This is a genomic window from Streptomyces wedmorensis (assembly GCF_000716445.1).
In the GTDB taxonomy this organism is placed as follows: Bacteria; Actinomycetota; Actinomycetes; order Streptomycetales; family Streptomycetaceae; genus Streptomyces; species Streptomyces wedmorensis.
Map to the genome: position 1 here is coordinate 1 of NZ_JNWK01000012.1, position 15,348 is coordinate 15,348.

The 15,348-nt window shown below is 73.0% G+C and carries 16 protein-coding genes and 1 pseudogene; 12 read left to right on the top strand and 5 right to left on the bottom strand.

Annotation, left to right across the window (positions count from 1 at the left end; genetic code table 11):
• Positions 1–99 (top strand): annotated as a pseudogene (locus OO54_RS45025) (IS481 family transposase); the annotation flags it as partial.
• 18 nt (positions 100–117) lie between these two features.
• On the opposite strand, the gene OO54_RS12240 reads toward OO54_RS45025, so the two are convergent.
• Entirely contained in the window at positions 118–1,209 is a 1,092-nt protein-coding gene (locus OO54_RS12240) for a WD40/YVTN/BNR-like repeat-containing protein (RefSeq protein WP_418953253.1), read from the bottom strand.
• Positions 1,210–1,285: 76 nt separating this feature from the next.
• On the opposite strand from OO54_RS12240, the gene OO54_RS12245 reads away from it, so the two are divergent.
• From OO54_RS12245 to OO54_RS12255, 3 genes are all read left to right on the top strand, one after another.
• Positions 1,286–1,756 carry a (4Fe-4S)-binding protein gene (locus OO54_RS12245; RefSeq protein ID WP_033202893.1) on the top strand — a complete coding sequence of 157 codons (471 nt, stop codon included), beginning with the start codon at positions 1,286–1,288 and terminating at the stop codon, positions 1,754–1,756.
• Positions 1,757–1,898: 142 nt separating this feature from the next.
• Positions 1,899–2,315 carry a spore wall synthesis regulator SsgD gene (ssgD, locus tag OO54_RS12250; protein ID WP_033202894.1) on the top strand — a complete coding sequence of 139 codons (417 nt, stop codon included), beginning with the start codon at positions 1,899–1,901 and terminating at the stop codon, positions 2,313–2,315.
• A 245-nt stretch (positions 2,316–2,560) separates the two neighbouring features.
• A complete protein-coding gene (locus tag OO54_RS12255; protein WP_033202895.1) occupies positions 2,561–4,204 on the top strand; it encodes an ABC-F family ATP-binding cassette domain-containing protein in 1,644 nt (547 codons plus the stop codon).
• 145 nt (positions 4,205–4,349) lie between these two features.
• On the opposite strand, the gene OO54_RS12260 is transcribed toward OO54_RS12255, so the two are convergent.
• Positions 4,350–4,823, bottom strand: a complete 474-nt coding sequence (locus tag OO54_RS12260) for an ATP-binding protein (protein WP_234439318.1) — start codon at positions 4,821–4,823, stop codon at positions 4,350–4,352.
• 179 nt (positions 4,824–5,002) lie between these two features.
• Between OO54_RS12260 and OO54_RS12265 the strand changes: the two genes are divergently transcribed.
• The 3 genes from OO54_RS12265 (at position 5,003) to OO54_RS12275 (ending at position 7,307) form a co-directional block, all read left to right on the top strand.
• Positions 5,003–5,854: a helix-turn-helix domain-containing protein gene (locus OO54_RS12265; RefSeq protein WP_033202897.1), complete on the top strand. Its 852-nt coding sequence runs from the start codon at positions 5,003–5,005 to the stop codon at positions 5,852–5,854.
• 13 nt (positions 5,855–5,867) lie between these two features.
• Positions 5,868–6,107, top strand: a complete 240-nt coding sequence (locus OO54_RS12270) for a hypothetical protein (RefSeq protein WP_051786882.1) — start codon at positions 5,868–5,870, stop codon at positions 6,105–6,107.
• A 225-nt stretch (positions 6,108–6,332) separates the two neighbouring features.
• Positions 6,333–7,307, top strand: a complete 975-nt coding sequence (locus OO54_RS12275) for an acyl-ACP desaturase (protein ID WP_033202898.1) — start codon at positions 6,333–6,335, stop codon at positions 7,305–7,307.
• Between the two features lie 31 nt (positions 7,308–7,338).
• On the opposite strand, the gene OO54_RS12280 is transcribed toward OO54_RS12275, so the two are convergent.
• Entirely contained in the window at positions 7,339–7,590 is a 252-nt protein-coding gene (locus tag OO54_RS12280) for a WhiB family transcriptional regulator (protein ID WP_033202899.1), read from the bottom strand.
• Positions 7,591–7,829: 239 nt separating this feature from the next.
• Between OO54_RS12280 and OO54_RS12285 the strand changes: the two genes are divergently transcribed.
• From OO54_RS12285 to OO54_RS12295, 3 genes are all read left to right on the top strand, one after another.
• A complete protein-coding gene (locus OO54_RS12285) occupies positions 7,830–8,624 on the top strand; it encodes an IclR family transcriptional regulator (protein ID WP_033202900.1) in 795 nt (264 codons plus the stop codon).
• Positions 8,625–8,678: 54 nt separating this feature from the next.
• Positions 8,679–9,338 (top strand): TetR/AcrR family transcriptional regulator, encoded by a 660-nt coding sequence (locus OO54_RS12290; RefSeq protein ID WP_033202901.1) that lies wholly within the window; start codon positions 8,679–8,681, stop codon positions 9,336–9,338.
• A gap of 207 nt (positions 9,339–9,545) precedes the next feature.
• Positions 9,546–11,327, top strand: coding sequence for an RCC1 domain-containing protein (locus tag OO54_RS12295; protein ID WP_051786883.1), 1,782 nt, complete (start codon positions 9,546–9,548; stop codon positions 11,325–11,327).
• Positions 11,328–11,402: 75 nt separating this feature from the next.
• On the opposite strand, the gene OO54_RS41480 is transcribed toward OO54_RS12295, so the two are convergent.
• Together OO54_RS41480 and ligD are read right to left on the bottom strand one after the other, a co-directional pair.
• Positions 11,403–12,209 carry an alpha/beta hydrolase gene (locus tag OO54_RS41480; RefSeq protein WP_234439317.1) on the bottom strand — a complete coding sequence of 269 codons (807 nt, stop codon included), beginning with the start codon at positions 12,207–12,209 and terminating at the stop codon, positions 11,403–11,405.
• Between the two features lie 266 nt (positions 12,210–12,475).
• Entirely contained in the window at positions 12,476–13,522 is a 1,047-nt protein-coding gene (ligD, locus tag OO54_RS12305) for a non-homologous end-joining DNA ligase (protein WP_033202902.1), read from the bottom strand.
• A gap of 52 nt (positions 13,523–13,574) precedes the next feature.
• On the opposite strand from ligD, the gene OO54_RS12310 reads away from it, so the two are divergent.
• A complete protein-coding gene (locus OO54_RS12310) occupies positions 13,575–14,633 on the top strand; it encodes an ATP-dependent DNA ligase (RefSeq protein ID WP_033202903.1) in 1,059 nt (352 codons plus the stop codon).
• A 470-nt stretch (positions 14,634–15,103) separates the two neighbouring features.
• Complete coding sequence (locus tag OO54_RS12315; RefSeq protein WP_051034050.1) at positions 15,104–15,298, top strand: hypothetical protein; 195 nt, start codon at positions 15,104–15,106, stop codon at positions 15,296–15,298.
• The last annotated feature ends 50 nt before the right edge of the window (positions 15,299–15,348 follow it).

A 15,348-nucleotide genomic window follows, 5' to 3' on the forward strand; every position in this document is an offset into this window, starting at 1 on the left:
GACTTCCTCCACACCTACAACCACCACCGCTGCCACACCGCACTCGACGGACACCCGCCGATCAGCCGTGTCAACAACGCCGCGGGTCAATACACCTAGTCCCTCCCTGGTCCCTCCTCAGTCCTTGTCCTTGGTGACCAGCCGGGCGACGCGGCCCTTCTCGCCCGAGGCCCAGCAGGATCCGTCGGCGGTGCAGTCCACCGTGTCGTACGAGCCGGTGTCGACGGTCCGCCAGGTGCGGCCGCCGTCGGTGGTGAGGTCCGTGCCGGTGGGGCCGACGGCGAGGGCGGCCGCCTTGCTGTGCGGGAGCCACGCGACGCCGGATCGGTAGGCGGGTGGCGGCGTGGCCGCGGGGCGCCAGGTGCGCCCGGCGTCGTCGGTGACGGCGCCGGCCTGCGGGGACGGCTGGTCCTTGCGGTAGTCGCCGCCGACCGCGATGCCGTGCGCGCGGTCGCGGAAGGCGAGTCCGAAGACGCCCCGGGCCGGGTCGCCCGCCGGGATCGGCGTGGTGGTGGCCGTCCAGGTCAGTCCCCGGTCGGCGGAGTGGAGCACCCGGGCCGCCGCCCCGCCGCCGGTCGCGAGCCAGACGTCCCGGGGTCCGGACGACACCAGGCACTGGCCGCTCGCCGCGAAGCCGGCCTCGCCGGGGAGCGCGTCGGGCATGCCCGCGCTCGGCAGGACCTGCCAGGAGCGGCCGCCGTCGCGGGTGGCGAGGATGCGGTACTTCCCGTCGACGGGGTCGCTCATGGCGAGGCCGTGCCGGCGGTCGAAGAAGGTCATGCAGTCGTAGAAGGCGCGCGGATCGGTGTTGCGGAAGGATTCGGTCCAGGTCGCGCCGCCGTCCTCGGTGCGCAGGACCCGCGAGGCCTCGCCCTCGCCGATGGCCAGGACGACGGCCCGGCGGGCGTCGAAGGCCTCCACGTCTCGGAACTCCAGGTCGCCCGCACCGGCCGGCGATACGTTTCGCCAGCTCCGGCCGCCGTCGGTGGTCCGCAGCACCGTGCCCCGGGAACCCGCGGCCCAGGCGGTGGACCGGTCGACCGCGTCGAGTCCGCGGAAGCGGGCGTCGGTGCCGGTGGGTGTCAGCTGCCAGCCGGCCGCCGCCGTGGGGGTCTCCCCGGCGCGCGCGGGTGCCGCGAGGGTGAGCGCGAGCGCCGCCCCGATCAGCCCCACCGACATCATTCGTCTCGTCTTCCCCTTGGACGTCATGGCGCCGGAAGCTAGTGCCCCGGACCGGTGCCCGTCCAGGGTGCGTCCCGCTCCGGACGTTCCTAGGCTGGGTCGCATGACCGACGTCAAGGACGAGCGAGCGGGCGACGAGCCGCCGAAGCTCAAGGAGTACGAGGGCGAGGGCATCACCGTCACCTTCGAACCCCGGCGCTGTCTGCACGCGGCCGAGTGCGTCCACGGCCTGCCGCAGGTCTTCGACCTCTCCCGGCGTCCCTGGATCCTTCCCGACGCGGCCGAGCCCGGCCAGGTCGAACAGGTCATCCGCCGCTGCCCCTCCGGGGCGCTCCAGTACCGTCACCGCCCGGCCGAGGGTCCGCCCGAGGTCCCGGACGCCCCCACCACCGTCCGCCGCACCGCCTCCGGGCAGCTCGTGCTCCGCGGGGACCTGCTGGTGACCGGGCCGTACGGCGACCGGCACGAGACCCGGGTGACGCTCTGCGGCTGCGGGGCCTCGGGGAACCAGCCGTACTGCGACCACTCCGGGCCGTGCGCGGAACCGGACGACGACGTGGCCGAGGAGCGCTGAACCCCGACCGCCCGGTCCCGTGACGCAGCTCACGTGGAAGCGGAGTGCACGTTCCGGCCGTCCCGCTCGTCCTTCCCTGTGTCAGGTGCCCTGGTGTCGGGGAGACGCACAGGACCCGAAGCCCGCGTGAGAGGAACCGGTCTTGTCCGCCGTCATCGAACAGTCCCTCCAAGCCCGTCTGGTCGCATCCGCTCCCCGTATGGAGACCGTCCCCGCCACCCTGCGGTACGACCGCGAGGATCCGTACGCCGTGAGCATGGCGTTCCCTCCGCCGGCGACCCTGGAAGGCGTCGAGGTGTCCTGGGCGTTCGCCCGCGAGCTGCTCGTCCAGGGGGTCGAGCGGCCGGCCGGCGTCGGGGACGTACGCCTGCGTCCGTACGGGTACGACCGGACGGTGGTCGAGTTCCACGCCCCTGAGGGGGTGGCCATGGTCCACGTGCGGACGTCGGAACTGCGCCGGTTCCTCGAACGGTCCCAGGACCTGGTGCCGGCGGGGCGCGAACACCAGTACCTGGACTGGGAGCAGGACCTGGCGGAACTGCTCCGCGAGCATCCGTAGGGGAACCGCCCCGTAAATCGTTTGCCCCTCTCCCGGTCAGGGCCCTACGGTCGATACCGACCTTGTCGTCACCCGATCGGAGAAGGACGTTGCTCGTCTGAGGTTGCGAGACACCGAGCCGCGCGTGCCCCCTGTGCCGCGTGTGCCGTTCTCGACCTCGGCGTACGAGCCGTTCCTCACACTGCCCGCGCCCCGGTGTCTCTCGCGTTGCCCCATTTCCACGCTCACGCGACCGGGAGGCCTCCATGGCGCATCACCCCACCTTCATCACCTGTTCCTCTCTCTCCTTCTCCTGGCCGGACGGCACCGAGGTCCTCGACGACTTCCGGCTCACGGTCGGCCCCGGCCGCACCGGGCTCGTCGGCCTCAACGGCTCCGGCAAGTCCACGCTCCTCAAGCTGATCGCCGGTGACCTGACGCCGGTGTCCGGAGAGGTCCGGGTCACCGGCGAACTCGGCCACCTGCCGCAGAACCTGGTCCTGGACACCGCGCGCCGGGTCGACGAGATCCTCGGCGTCGCCGCGAAGCGGGCGGCCCTGCACGCCATCGAGGCGGGCGACCCGGCCGAGGAGCACTTCACCGCCCTCGCCGACGACTGGGACGTGGAGGAGCGGGCCCGGGCCACCCTCGACCAGCTCGGGCTCGAACACATCGGCCTCGACCGGACCGTGGGCGAGATCTCGGGCGGCGAGTCGGTGCTGCTGCGCCTCGCCGCGCTGCTGCTCGCCCGTCCCGACGTCCTGCTGCTCGACGAGCCGACCAACAACCTGGACCTGCACGCCCGGGCCCGCCTGTACGAGGCGGTGGAGAACTGGTCCGGCGTCCTCGTCGTGGTCAGCCACGACCGCGAACTCCTGGACCGCGTCGACCAGATCGCCGACCTGCGCGACGGCGGCGTCACCTGGTACGGGGGCAACTGGTCCGCGTACGAGACGGCGCTCGCCGCCGAACAGGAGGCGGCGGAGCGGATGGTGCGGGTCGCCGAGGCCGACGTGCAGCGTCAGAAGCGGGAACTGGTCGACACCCAGGTCAAGTCGGCCCGGCGCAAGCGGTACGGACAGAAGAGCTTCGAGAACAAGGTCGCCTCCAAGATCGTGGCGAACGGCCGGAAGCGTGACGCGCAGGTCACGGCCGGCAAGCAGCGCACGCTGCACGCCGAGCGCCTCTCGGAGGCCAGGGAGCGGCTGGACGCCGCGGTGGAGGCGGTGCGGGACGACGACGAGATCCGCGTCGAACTGCCCCGCACCTCGGTTCCGCCGGGGCGCGAGGTCCTGTTCCTCCGTGACCTGGAGCTGCGGTACGGGGCCCGGGTCGCGGGCGACTTCGAGCTGCGCGGTCCGGAGCGCATCGCGCTCGTCGGCCGGAACGGGGCCGGCAAGACGACGCTGCTCCGGACGATCGCCGGGGAGTTGGAGCCGCTGTCGGGGGAGACGGAGGCGCGGGTACCGCTCCGCTTCCTGCCGCAGCGGCTCGACGTCCTCGACGACGGGCTGAGCGTGGTGGAGAACGTGGCCCGCTTCGCGCCCACGGCGACGGGGAACGCGATCAGGGCGAGGCTGGCACGGTTTCTGTTCCGGGGCACGCGGGCCGATCAGCCCGTGGGCACCCTGTCCGGCGGGGAGCGGTTCCGGGCGACGCTGGCGGCGCTGCTCCTGGCGGAGCCCGCTCCGCAGCTGCTGATGCTGGACGAACCGACGAACAACCTGGACATGGCGTCCGTGAGGAAGCTGACGGCGGCCCTCGACGCGTACGAGGGTGCGCTGATCGTGGCGAGCCACGACGTGGCGTTCCTGGAGTCGCTCGGGATCACCCGGTGGCTGCTGCTCGACGGTGAGCTGCGGCCGACGACGGCGGAGGAGGTACGGGGGACGGTGGCGGTGCCGCGCTAGCGGCGTCGGGGATCGTACGGTGCCGGGGCCCTCGCGTGCGGTGCGGCGCGAGTGGCGTCGCGGGTGGCGTGGGTGGCGTCGGTGCTGCCCGGGCGGCGTCGGTGCCGCGTGGGCGGGCGGTGTCGCGGGGGCGCGTCGGGCCGCGCTAGCGGTGGAGTAACGCCCAGGACTTGGTGCCGCCGCCGGGAGTGAGGACGGGGGCGAGTCCCCAGTCGCCGCCGTGTGAGTCGACCGCCGCGGCCAGCAGCCACATGCTGCGGCTGCGGCGGTCGCGGCACTCCTCGGCCGCGGCGGGTGCGGAGTGGGCCGGATGCTGGTCGTAGACCACGATCCGCAGGGCCTCGTACTGCCAGCGGACGCGCAGGATCATCTCCCGGTCGGGGGTGAACCGGTAGGCCGCGGCGACGAGTTCCGAGGCGGCGAGGGCGGCGGTATCACCGAGCTCGGACAGGCCGTGGCGGGTCAGGAGCGAGGTGACGGACTCGCGCGCGAGTCCGGCGCAGTAGGCGCCTCCGGGGAGGAGCATCGAGTAGCTGAGGTTCTCCGTGGCGGGAGGTATGGGCCCGGCCGCGGCGGCGGACGGGAGGCAACGCAGGGCGCCCTTCATCGGGTTGCTCACATTTCCTGTGCATGGGGGGATTCCTGCACACGGTCTCGGTAGCCCCGTGTGAGACTTGCGCTACCGACCGTAGCGTACGACCGGAGCACGGTGCTACTACTTGCGGGTACTCATGCCATTTCGGCCAAATCGACGCCCCGCCGGGCCGTCACGGTCACGGAGCGAAGGGAAGACGGAGCGTGCCACCCAGGAGCAGCCCGACCGCGCGACAGCAGCGACTGGGGGGCGAACTGCGCAAACTACGCGAACAGTCCGGCATGTCGACCCAGCAGGCCGCAGCCCTCCTGGGAGTCGACCGCACCCGGATCCCGAACATCGAGGCCGGCCGCTTCGGGATCAGCGCCGAACGCGTCCGCACCCTCGCCTTCAACTACGGCTGCCCGGACACCGCGCTCGTCGACCAGCTCGCCGCGATGGCCCGGGAGCGGGACCGCGGCTGGTGGGAGGGGCACCGCGGACTGCTGCCGCCCGCCCTGATCGACATCGCCGAACTCGAATACCACGCCTCCGAGTTGCACACCGCCGTCACCACCCACATCCCGGGACTCCTGCAGACCGAGGAGCACGCGCGGGCCGTCTTCGACACCGCCGTCCCCCCACTGCCCGAACCCGACCTGGAAGCCCGGCTGGCCCTGCGGCTGCGCCGCCAGGAGGTCCTGGAGCGGGACCGGCCCGTGCCCTACGAGGCCGTGATCCACGAGGCGGCGCTGCGGATGCGGTTCGGCGGTGCCGAGGTCACGCGGGGCCAGCTGGAGCACATCCTGGAGCACTCCGACCGGGACACCGTCTCCGTCCGCGTGATCCCCTTCGCCGCGGGGGGTTTCCCCGGTGCCGGCCAGTCGTTCACCTATGTGTCCGCGCCCGTGCCGCAGCTCGACACCGTCCAGCTCGACTCCTCCCACGGCTCGCTCCTGCTCGACGCCGACATGAAACTGCGCCGGTACCGCGGCCTGCTGGACCGACTGCGCGGACTCGCGCTCTCGGCGACCGAATCACGTGCGTTCATCCGCGCCATAGCCCTGGATCTGTGAGGACCCCCTCATCATGAACACCACCACCGACGCCACCACCGCCCCGGCCACCGCCGCACCCGCCGTCGAGATCGACTGGAACGCCCCCTTCTGCAGCGAGGGGGCGAACTGCTTCCGCTTCGGCCTGGACGACTCCGGCCACGCGTACATCGGCTCCACGCTCGCCCCCGGCGCGTACGTCAGCGACTCGGTGGAGGCGCTGCGGGCGCTGATCTCCGCGGTGAAGGCCGGGGCCGCCGACCACCTGCTGTGAGCGGCCGGACGTCTGCGCTGTGTAGTCGGCCGCGTGGCCGGTGCGTGCCGCCCGGGACGTGACCTGCGTCTCCGGAACCCCGCCCCAGCAGCGAACATAACGGAACGTAACCGGACATCGCCGGGGCGGGCTTGGCCGACGCCTTACGGAGCCTTAACCTACGGTCTCGTAACCTACGAATACGTAGGTACGCCCGTATGCCCTTCTCCGTCCCCAGGAGTCCCCGTGACGCTCACCTCTCCCCCCCTCGGCAGCTCGGCAGGGTGGACCGACGCACGGCTGCTCTACGCGTTGGAAGAGGTCGTGGAGAAGGAGCTCAACCGGCACCTGAAGGTCACCAAGGACTGGATGCCGCACGAGTACGTGCCGTGGTCCGACGCCCGGAACTTCCCCGGCTTCTTCGAGGACGGCGAGGCCTGGGACCCGTCGCAGTCCAAGGTGACGGAGATCGGCAAGATCGCCCTCATCGTCAACCTGCTCACCGAGGACAACCTCCCGAGCTACCACCACGAGATCGCCAGCCTCTTCGGCCGCGACGGCGCCTGGGGCACCTGGGTGCACCGCTGGACCGCCGAGGAGGGCCGCCACGGCATCGTGATGCGCGACTACCTCCTGGCCTCGCGCGCCGTCGACCCGGACAAGCTGGAGCAGTTCCGGATGGCGCACATGAGCGAGGGCTTCGAGTCCGACAACCGGCACTCGATGCTGCACTCCGTGGCGTACGTCGCCTTCCAGGAGCTCGCGACCCGGATCTCGCACCGCAACACCGGCCACCAGTCCGGCGACCCGGTCTGCGACCGGATGCTCGCCCGCATCGCCACCGACGAGAACCTGCACATGGTCTTCTACCGCAACCTGCTGGGCGCGGCCTTCGAGATCGCCCCGGACCTGACCATGCAGGCCGTGCGGGACGTCGTGGTCAACTTCCGGATGCCCGGACACGGCATGCCCGGCTTCGAGCGGGCGGCGGCGCAGATGGCGATCGGCGAGATCTACAACATGCGCATCCACCACGACGACGTCCTCCAGCCCGTCCTCCGCTTCCTCAAGGTGCTCCAGATCGACGGCCTGGGCCCCGAGGGCCTGCGCGCCCAGGAGGAGCTGGGGCTCTACATGAACGGCCTGGACAGCGAGGCGAGCAAGTTCGACGAGAAGCTCGCGGCCCGCAAGGCCCGCATGGCGGCCCGGGCCGCCGGCTGACCACACCCGGAGGACCTCCGGGGCGGGCGGTTCAGCGGCTCTGCCGCTTGAGCCGCCCGCGCTCCTTTTCCGAGAGCCCGCCCCAGACCCCGAACCTCTCGTCGTGGCGGAGCGCGTAGTCCAGGCAGGCCAGGCGTCCCTCGCACGCCCCGCACAGCTGCTTCGCCTCGCGCGTCGACGAGCCGGGGGCCGGGAAGAAGAACTCGGGTCCCGCCTGGGCGCACAGGGCGTTCTCGCGCCAGGTGAGGTCGGGAGCGGTCAGGGTGTCGGTGTCCGTCTGCATGCCCCCTACGGTGCCGCGACGCCGTAAACGAGCCATCAACGTTCGATCAATGGCGGATACCCGGCGCCCCCGAGAAGCGTTCAGGCCCCCGGTACGACTCCCCCGGAGCCCGTTCCCGCGGCGGCTCCCACGGTGTGGGACCGCGTATGAACGCCTTGTTTCCGGCCTGCCGGAAGCCCCGTGCCGACTCCCGCCATATGGCAGCGTGGGAGCCCGATCACCCACGGGGAGCGAACCCAATGACGACCGAGGCCGGCATCGTCCGACCCCCGGCGGGCGCCCAGGCGGTCCGCCGCGCACTGGACGTACTGCACTGTTTCCACGACAACGGGCCCGATCTGAGCGCCTCCGACCTCGCGCGCCGGCTCGGGCTCTCCACCTCGACCGCGCACCGGCTGGCCCGGACCCTGCTCGGCGCGGGCTTCCTGGACCAGGACGCCAGGACCGCCCGCTACCGGCTGGGCCCCGCGATGACCGAGCTGGGCCGTCTCTCGTACCACCAGCGGGGGCTGCACCTGGCGGCGCCCGAGCTGTCCGACCTGGCCGAACGGACCGGAGCGACGGCCGAGTTGGCGCTGCGCAGCGGTTCGCACGTGGTGATCGTGGCGGGAGGCCCGGTGACCCCGAAGGTGGGGCTGCGCCGGCCGTTGCACTCGACGGCGCCCGGGAGGGTCCTGCTCGCCTGGCCGCCGGCGGACGGGGCCGGAGCGCGGACGCCCCCGTCGCCGTACGCGGCGGCGGAGCGGCCGCAGGCCGAACCTCCGGCGCAGGACGCCGAGTCGGCACGCGTACGGGAGGCCGGGTACGCGCTGGACGACGGCGAGCGCGCGCACGGGGTGCGGACCGTGGCCGTACCGGTCCTGGCGCGGGCGGGGCACGCGCGCTTCGCGCTGGCTCTCCGCACGCACCCCGACCTGCTCACCGACGCACGGCTCGACCGGTACCTGGCGCAGGCCCGGGCCTGCGCGCGGGCCCTCGAGGTGCTCCTGCTGGCCCCGGCGGAGCGCCGGGATCCCGCGGAGCGGGCCGGGTAGGGCGGTGACGGCGGACGGATTTCCGCACGGTCGTGCGTTCAGTACGATGGGGGGATGAGCGGCGACACCGGGACCAAGACGGACGGGCGCGTCGAGCGCGGGAACCAGACCCGGCGCCTGGTGCTCGGCCGGACCATGGACATCGCCTCCGTGGAGGGCCTCGAAGGGCTGTCCCTGGGACGGCTCGCCACCGAGCTCCAGCTGAGCAAGAGCGGCGTCTTCGCCCTCTTCGGGTCCAAGGAGGAGCTCCAGCTCGCCACGATCCGCGCCGCCGTCGCCGTCTTCGCCCGCGAGGTCGTCACCCCCCTCCAGGACGTGCCGCCGGGCGCCCGCCGGGTGCGCGACCTGTGCCGGAACTGGCTCGCGTACTCCTCGGGGCGGGTCTTCGCCGGCGGCTGCTTCTTCTACGCGGTCGCGGCCGAGTTCGACGCCCGCACCGGGCCGGTCCACGACGCCGTCGCCCGGACCCGGCTCGACTGGAACGCGTACGTGGAGCAGTCCCTGACGGAGGCGCGCGCCGCGGGCGACTTCACCGAGGACCTGGACGTCGAGCAGCTGGCCTTCGAGGTGATCGCCCTCATGGAGGCCGCGAACGCGAAGTCCGTCCTGCTCGGCGAGACCTCGGCGTACGCCCGGGCCGATCGGGGGATCACCGCCAGGCTGCGCGCCGAGGCGACGGACCGGGGGCGTGCGGCGCTCGACGAGAAGGCCTGACCGGCACGGCCCCAAGGCTCCTTCCTTTCACGTCCCGGCAGCCGCCGCACCCCGGGCGGTCCGCCCGGTGCCGCCGCGGTCTCTGACCGGGTGAAGGCGCGGTGTCGCTCACGCGGACGGATCAGGGCCCGCACGCATGGTGGGCGCGTCGACCGGAACCGGCGGCGATCCCGCCCCGGTCCGGTCCTCCCCGTGAGAGGAGCGCGCATGTCCGTCCCGGACACCCCGCCCGGAACCCGCCGCAGACCCGCCCCGCGAAGACGGCTCGCCACCGTGGCCGCCCTGGTCATCTCGCTGGCGGCCGCACTGGTCCTGCCCGGCCTCGGCCTGTCCGTCCCGTCCCCCGCGTACGCCGACAGCGCGGGCGGGCGGGACATCCGTACGGGCCTTCCGGGCACCGCGCTGACCTGGGGCAGCAACCACCGCGGCCAGCTCGGCGACGGCAACACCGCCGGGTCGGCCACGGTCCCCGGCCGGGTCTGCGGGAACGCCACCTGCACCGCGCCGCTCGACAAGGCCGTGCAGGTGGCGGCCGGCGACGGCCACAGCATCGCCCTGCTCGAGGACGGTACGGTCCTCGGCTGGGGCAACAACGCCAGCGGCCAGCTCGGCGACGGCACCAAGACCGACCGCGCCACACCGGTCCGGGTCTGCGCCGTCGGCGAGCCCGCACCCTGCGCGTCCGTCCTGAGGGGCGTCGTCTCCGTCGCGGTGGGCGACCTCCACAGCCTCGCGCTGCTCAACGACGGGACGGTCGTGTCCTGGGGCTCCAACAGCGTCGGCCGCCTCGGCGACGGCTCCGCCGCCCCGGAGCAGCCGTCGCCCGTCCGGGTCTGCGCTCTGAACGCCGTCGCGCCCTGCACCTCGTTCCTGACCAACGTCACCGCCCTCAGCGCGGGCTTCCAGCACACCCTGGCGCTGCGCTCGGACGGCACCGTGGCCTCCTGGGGCTACAACGGCAACGGTCAGCTCGGCGACGGGACGACCCTCCTGCGCACCACTCCGGTGCAGGTGGGCGGCCTGTCGAATGCGGTCTCCGTGGCCGCCGGGCAGTTCCACAGCGTGGCGGCACTGGCCGACGGCTCCGCGTACAGCTGGGGCGTCGGCGCCGGTCTCGGCGACGGCAGCGGCGCGCAGAGCACCACCCGCGTGCGGGTCTGCGCCATCGGGCAGACCGCGCCCTGCGCCTCGTTCCTGACCGGCGTGAAGTCCGTCGCGGCCGGGGGCTTCCACACCCTGGCCGTCCGCTCCGACGGCACCGCCCTCGCCTGGGGCGACAACTTCGCCGGCCAGCTCGGCGACGGGTCCACCACCACCCGCAAGGCCCCCGTCCAGGTCTGCGCCCCGGGCGGCTGCTCGGGCACCCTGACCGGCGTCACAGCCGTCGCCGGCGGCACCACCGGCGTCCACAGCGTCGCGCTGCGCTCCGACGGCTCCGTCCGCACCTGGGGCTTCAACAGCTCCGGTCAGCTCGGCGACGGCACCACGACGAGTCGTCTGACGCCGGTCCGGGTCTGCGCCCCCGGCCGGACCGCCCCGTGCGCCGGCTTCCTCGAAGGGGTCACGTCGATCGGGGCGGGCGACAGCCACACCATCGCCGTGTCCAGGCCGCTCGCCGACCTGGCCACGTCGATCGGGGCGAGCCCCGAGCCGGTGGCGAACGGCGGCACCCTGACCTACACGGTGCGCGTCCACAACTACGGCCCTACATCGGCGGAGGACGTGGTCCTCACCGACCACCTGCCGACCACCGTCCGCTACGCGGGCGCCACGCCCTCCACGGGCCACTGCGACACCCCGCCGACCGGCACCACGAACACCGTGACCTGCCACTTCGGCACCCTCGCGAGGGGCGGTGCCGCCACCGTCACGATCGCGGTGAGGGTCCGCTCGACGGGGTCCGTCACCAACGTGGTCTCCGCGACCGGCACCACGCCCGATCCCCGGCCGGTCAACAACTCGGCCGCGATCACCACGCCGGTGGGCTGACCGCGCGCCGGTCGGCCCGTCTCCGGGCCGACCGGCGTCGTGCTTCCCGCGTCACGCCCGCGGGGTCCCGCGGTCTCAACCCGCCGCGACGCGGCCCTCGGGTCTGGTGACCGCAGGCTCCGCGACGGGGACGGCGGTCGCGAACTCCACGGCCGCGGCGACCACTTCGGGGTCCTTGAGGATGCGGCGGTGACCGAGGCCCTTGGTCACGACGAACCGGGCCCGGTCGCCGTGGGCCCGGGCGAGCAGCCGTGACTGGGCGAGGGGCACCATGTCGTCGGTCTCGTCGTGGAACAGCAGGACGGGGGCGGCGAGTTCGCCGGGGTTCCGGTCGGCGCCGAAGCGGTCCCAGACGCCGGGCTCGTCCGGTGCGAGGCGACGTTCGACGTGGTCGCGCATGCACCGGATCACCCGCTCGTCCACACCCAGGCCGGCCCGGAAGCCCGCGAGCAGCATGTCGAAGGAGCCGACGCTCCCGAGGCCCACGAAGCGGGCCGTGCGGACGCCGTCACGGAGGGCGAAGAGGGAGGCGAGGGCGCCGAAGGAGTGGGCGACGACGGCGTCGAAGTCGCCGTGGCGGGCGTGCAACTCCTGGATGATCTCGCGGTATTCGAGGATGTTGCTGGCCCTTCCCGGAGCCTCGCCGTGGCCGGGGGCGTCGAAGGCGACCGGGCTGTAGCCGCGGGCGAGCAGCGCCTCGGCGAAGGCGGTGAGGCGCGAGGCGCGCGAGGACCAGCCGTGGACGAGGAGGACGGGTCGCCGGCCGTCTCCCCACGTGTAGGTGACGACCTCCTTGCCCCGGACCCGGAGGCGTCCGGTCCGCGCGGCGGCGAACAGCTCCCGCTCCTCGGGCTTGAGCCGGGCCCGGCCGAGCGGGCGCACGAAGAGGTGGAAGGCGAGGCGGCCGGTCGGCCCGGGGCGACGCGGGCGGCGGTGTTCAGGGTGGTGCGTACGAGCGGAGCCATCGGGTACATGCCGGTTCTCCTCGGTCGTCCTGGATACGCAAAAAATGCTAGCACGACCGTTCGTGTTGTTTTAAGCTCGGGAAAGAGGCGGGGCGGGGCCCACCCGGAAGCCGCCGCCCCGCCACTACCGACGCCCCGCCCCCACCGACGCCCCGCCCTTGCCGGTCCACAGACCTCTGCCCGTCAGCCCGCCCCCTCGGCCCCGTCCTCCGCGGGCTCCTTCTTCGCCCGGCTCGGCTGCACCCGCTTCGGCTCACCCGGCATCTTCGGGTACTCCGGCGGATACGGCAGGTCGCCGAGGCCGTGCTCCGACTCGTCACGGCGGGCCAGGTCGAGCAGGGAGTCGAGGCGGAAGCGCTCGTCGTCCATGTCCGCGTGGACGTCGCCGACCTCGGCGTACCGGACGGGCATCGTCCTGATGTCGAAGTCCCGCGGCACGGCGTCGTCGATCTCCTCCCAGCGCAGCGGCGCCGAGACGGGGGCGTGCGGCCGGGAGCGTACGGAGTAGGCGGAGGCGATCGTGCGGTCACGCGCGGTCTGGTTGTAGTCGACGAAGATCCGCTCGCCCCGCTCCTCCTTCCACCACCGCATGGTGACCCGGTCCGGCATCCGCCGCTCCAGCTCGCGGCCGCAGGCGATGGCCGCCCGCCTGACCTGGACGAAGGTCCATTCGGGCACGATCGGCACGAAGACGTGCAGGCCGCGGCCGCCCGAGGTCTTCGGCCAGCCGCGCAGTCCGTGCTCGTCGAGGACGGCGCGGAGTTCGTGGGCGGCGCGGACGGCGTCGGCGTAATCGGTGCCGGGCTGCGGGTCGAGGTCGATGCGGAGTTCGTCGGGGTGGTCGGTGTCGTCGCGCCGCACCGGCCAGGGGTGGAAGGTGACGGCGCCGAGGTTGGCGGCCCAGAGCACGGCCGCCGGCTCGGTGGGGCACATCTCGTCGGCCGACCTGCCGCCGGGGAAGGTGATGCGCGCCGTGGGGATCCAGTCGGGCAGGTACTTCGGCGCGCGCTTCTGGAAGAAGGACTCGCCGGTCACCCCGTCGGGGTAGCGCTCCAGGGTGGTGGGGCGGTCCCGCAGGGCACGGGTGATGCCGTCGCCGACGGCCAGGTAGTACCTGACCATGTCGAGCTTGGTGTAGCCGGGCTCGGGGAAGTAGACCTTGTCGGGGCTGGAGACCCGTACGGTCCGGTCGCCGACTTCCAGTTCCAGCGCTGCCGCCTTGCCTGCCATGCGGGTCAGCCTAGGGCTCGCCGACAACACGCGCATACCAGACAATCGCCCCATGGATCTGCCGGTGATGCCGCCCGTGAAACCGATGCTCGCCAGAACGGTGAAGCGGATCCCGCCCGGCATGCAGTACGAGGCGAAGTGGGACGGCTTCCGGGCGATCGTGCACCGGGACGGGCCGGAACTCGTCATCGGGAGCCGTACCGGCAAGCCCCTCACGCGGTACTTCCCCGAGCTGGTCGAGGCGCTCGCGGAACGGCTGCCGCAGCGGTGCGTGGTCGACGGCGAGATCGTGATCGAGCACGACGGCCACCTCGACTTCGACCGGCTCGGCGAACGGATCCACCCGGCCGCCTCCCGGGTCCGGATGCTGGCCGAGACCACCCCGGCCAGGTTCGTCGCCTTCGACCTGCTCGCCCTCGGTGAGGTCGCACTCCTCGACGTCCCGCTGAGCGAGCGGCGCACGGCGCTGGAGCGGATCCTCGACGGTGTCGACGCCCCCGTCCACCTCGCCCCGGCGACCCGGGACGCCGAACTGGCCGCCCGCTGGTTCGAGCAGTACGAGGGCGCGGGCCTGGACGGCGTCATCGCCAAGCCGCTGGACCTGCCGTACCGGCCGGACGCCCGCCTCATGTACAAGATCAAGCACGAGCGGACGGCCGACGTGGTGGTGGCCGGCTACCGCTTCCACAAGAGCGGGCCGGTGGTCGGTTCGCTGCTGCTCGGCCTGTACGACGACCGGGGCGTCCTCCAGCACGTCGGCGTGTGCGCGGCGTTCACCGCGCGGCGGCGCGCCGAGCTGGTCGAGGAGCTGGAGCCGCTCCGGATGGACCCGCCGGACGGGCACCCGTGGGCGGCGTGGACCGACGAGGCCGCGCACGAGGGGGCACGACTGCCGGGTGCGCCGAGCCGCTGGTCGGGCAAGAAGGACCTGTCATGGGTGGCGCTGCGGCCGGAACGGGTCTGCGAGGTCGGCTACGACCACACGGAGGGCGACCGCTTCCGCCACACGGCCCAGTTCAAGCGGTGGCGCCCGGACCGGGTGCCGGAGTCCTGCGGCTACGGGCAGCTGGAGGAGCCGGTCTCGTACGACCTGTCCGAGATCCTCGTCTGACCCCGCGCGATTCCTCGCGCCCCGCGGGCCCCGGGAGCCTCAGAGCCACCAGGGGCACAGGTCCGGGCCGACCGGAAGCCTCTGGACCGGGGAGTGAGATCCTTCACATTCCCTCGATGATCAATGGGCTTCAACACCCTCATATCGAGATCCCGTTCGACGGCATTCCGGGAGATCGGCAAGGACGGTGCGAAAGGCCCGGGCCGCCCGCGCACCCCCGCACCTGCGGGAACGCCACCGTCCCCGGCCGGTGCCGGCACGCGGTCGGCTCACCCGGCGCCGCCGTGTTCGACCGGACGCCCAGTGCGCCGTCGCTCCCCCGCGACCGGCCCGTGCCGGAACCTGTACCGCGATCCGGTACGTATGGAGAAGAGAACCTTCCGCACCCTTCCCGGACCGACTAGGACTGACCCGTGATCACCTCGCCCTCGCCCCTCGTCCCCGTACCGATCCCCGACCGCGTGGCCGCGATGATCGGCTCCTGTCTCCCGCTGCACGTCCTCCAGGCCGAGGTCGACGCGGACTGCGCGGCGCGCGAGGTGTACCGGTTCCGTGGGCCGCTGTGCGCGGAGGACCGGGCGGACCGCGAGCACGCCCTCGCCGCGCTGGCACGGGCCAACAAGATCCTGGCCAAGCACCACCCGCAGCTGCCCGTCACTCCCTGACGGACCGCCGACGGGGTCAACCTGTTCGGCCGTCCCCCGCATGCATGCGG

Excerpts from the sequence above, each read along its gene's own strand:
- ligD (WP_033202902.1), bottom strand. The coding sequence starts at position 13,522 with ATGGCAGGCAAGGCGGCAGCGCTGGAACTGGAAGTCGGCGACCGGACC.
- OO54_RS12280 (WP_033202899.1), bottom strand. The coding sequence starts at position 7,590 with ATGCAGACGGACACCGACACCCTGACCGCTCCCGACCTCACCTGGCGC.
- OO54_RS12310 (WP_033202903.1), top strand. The coding sequence starts at position 13,575 with ATGGATCTGCCGGTGATGCCGCCCGTGAAACCGATGCTCGCCAGAACG.
- OO54_RS12270 (WP_051786882.1), top strand. The coding sequence starts at position 5,868 with ATGAACACCACCACCGACGCCACCACCGCCCCGGCCACCGCCGCACCC.
- OO54_RS12290 (WP_033202901.1), top strand. The coding sequence starts at position 8,679 with ATGAGCGGCGACACCGGGACCAAGACGGACGGGCGCGTCGAGCGCGGG.
- OO54_RS12295 (WP_051786883.1), top strand. The coding sequence starts at position 9,546 with ATGTCCGTCCCGGACACCCCGCCCGGAACCCGCCGCAGACCCGCCCCG.
- OO54_RS12245 (WP_033202893.1), top strand. The coding sequence starts at position 1,286 with ATGACCGACGTCAAGGACGAGCGAGCGGGCGACGAGCCGCCGAAGCTC.
- OO54_RS12255 (WP_033202895.1), top strand. The coding sequence starts at position 2,561 with ATGGCGCATCACCCCACCTTCATCACCTGTTCCTCTCTCTCCTTCTCC.
- OO54_RS12315 (WP_051034050.1), top strand. The coding sequence starts at position 15,104 with ATGATCGGCTCCTGTCTCCCGCTGCACGTCCTCCAGGCCGAGGTCGAC.
- OO54_RS12285 (WP_033202900.1), top strand. The coding sequence starts at position 7,830 with ATGACGACCGAGGCCGGCATCGTCCGACCCCCGGCGGGCGCCCAGGCG.
- OO54_RS12240 (WP_418953253.1), bottom strand. The coding sequence starts at position 1,209 with ATGACGTCCAAGGGGAAGACGAGACGAATGATGTCGGTGGGGCTGATC.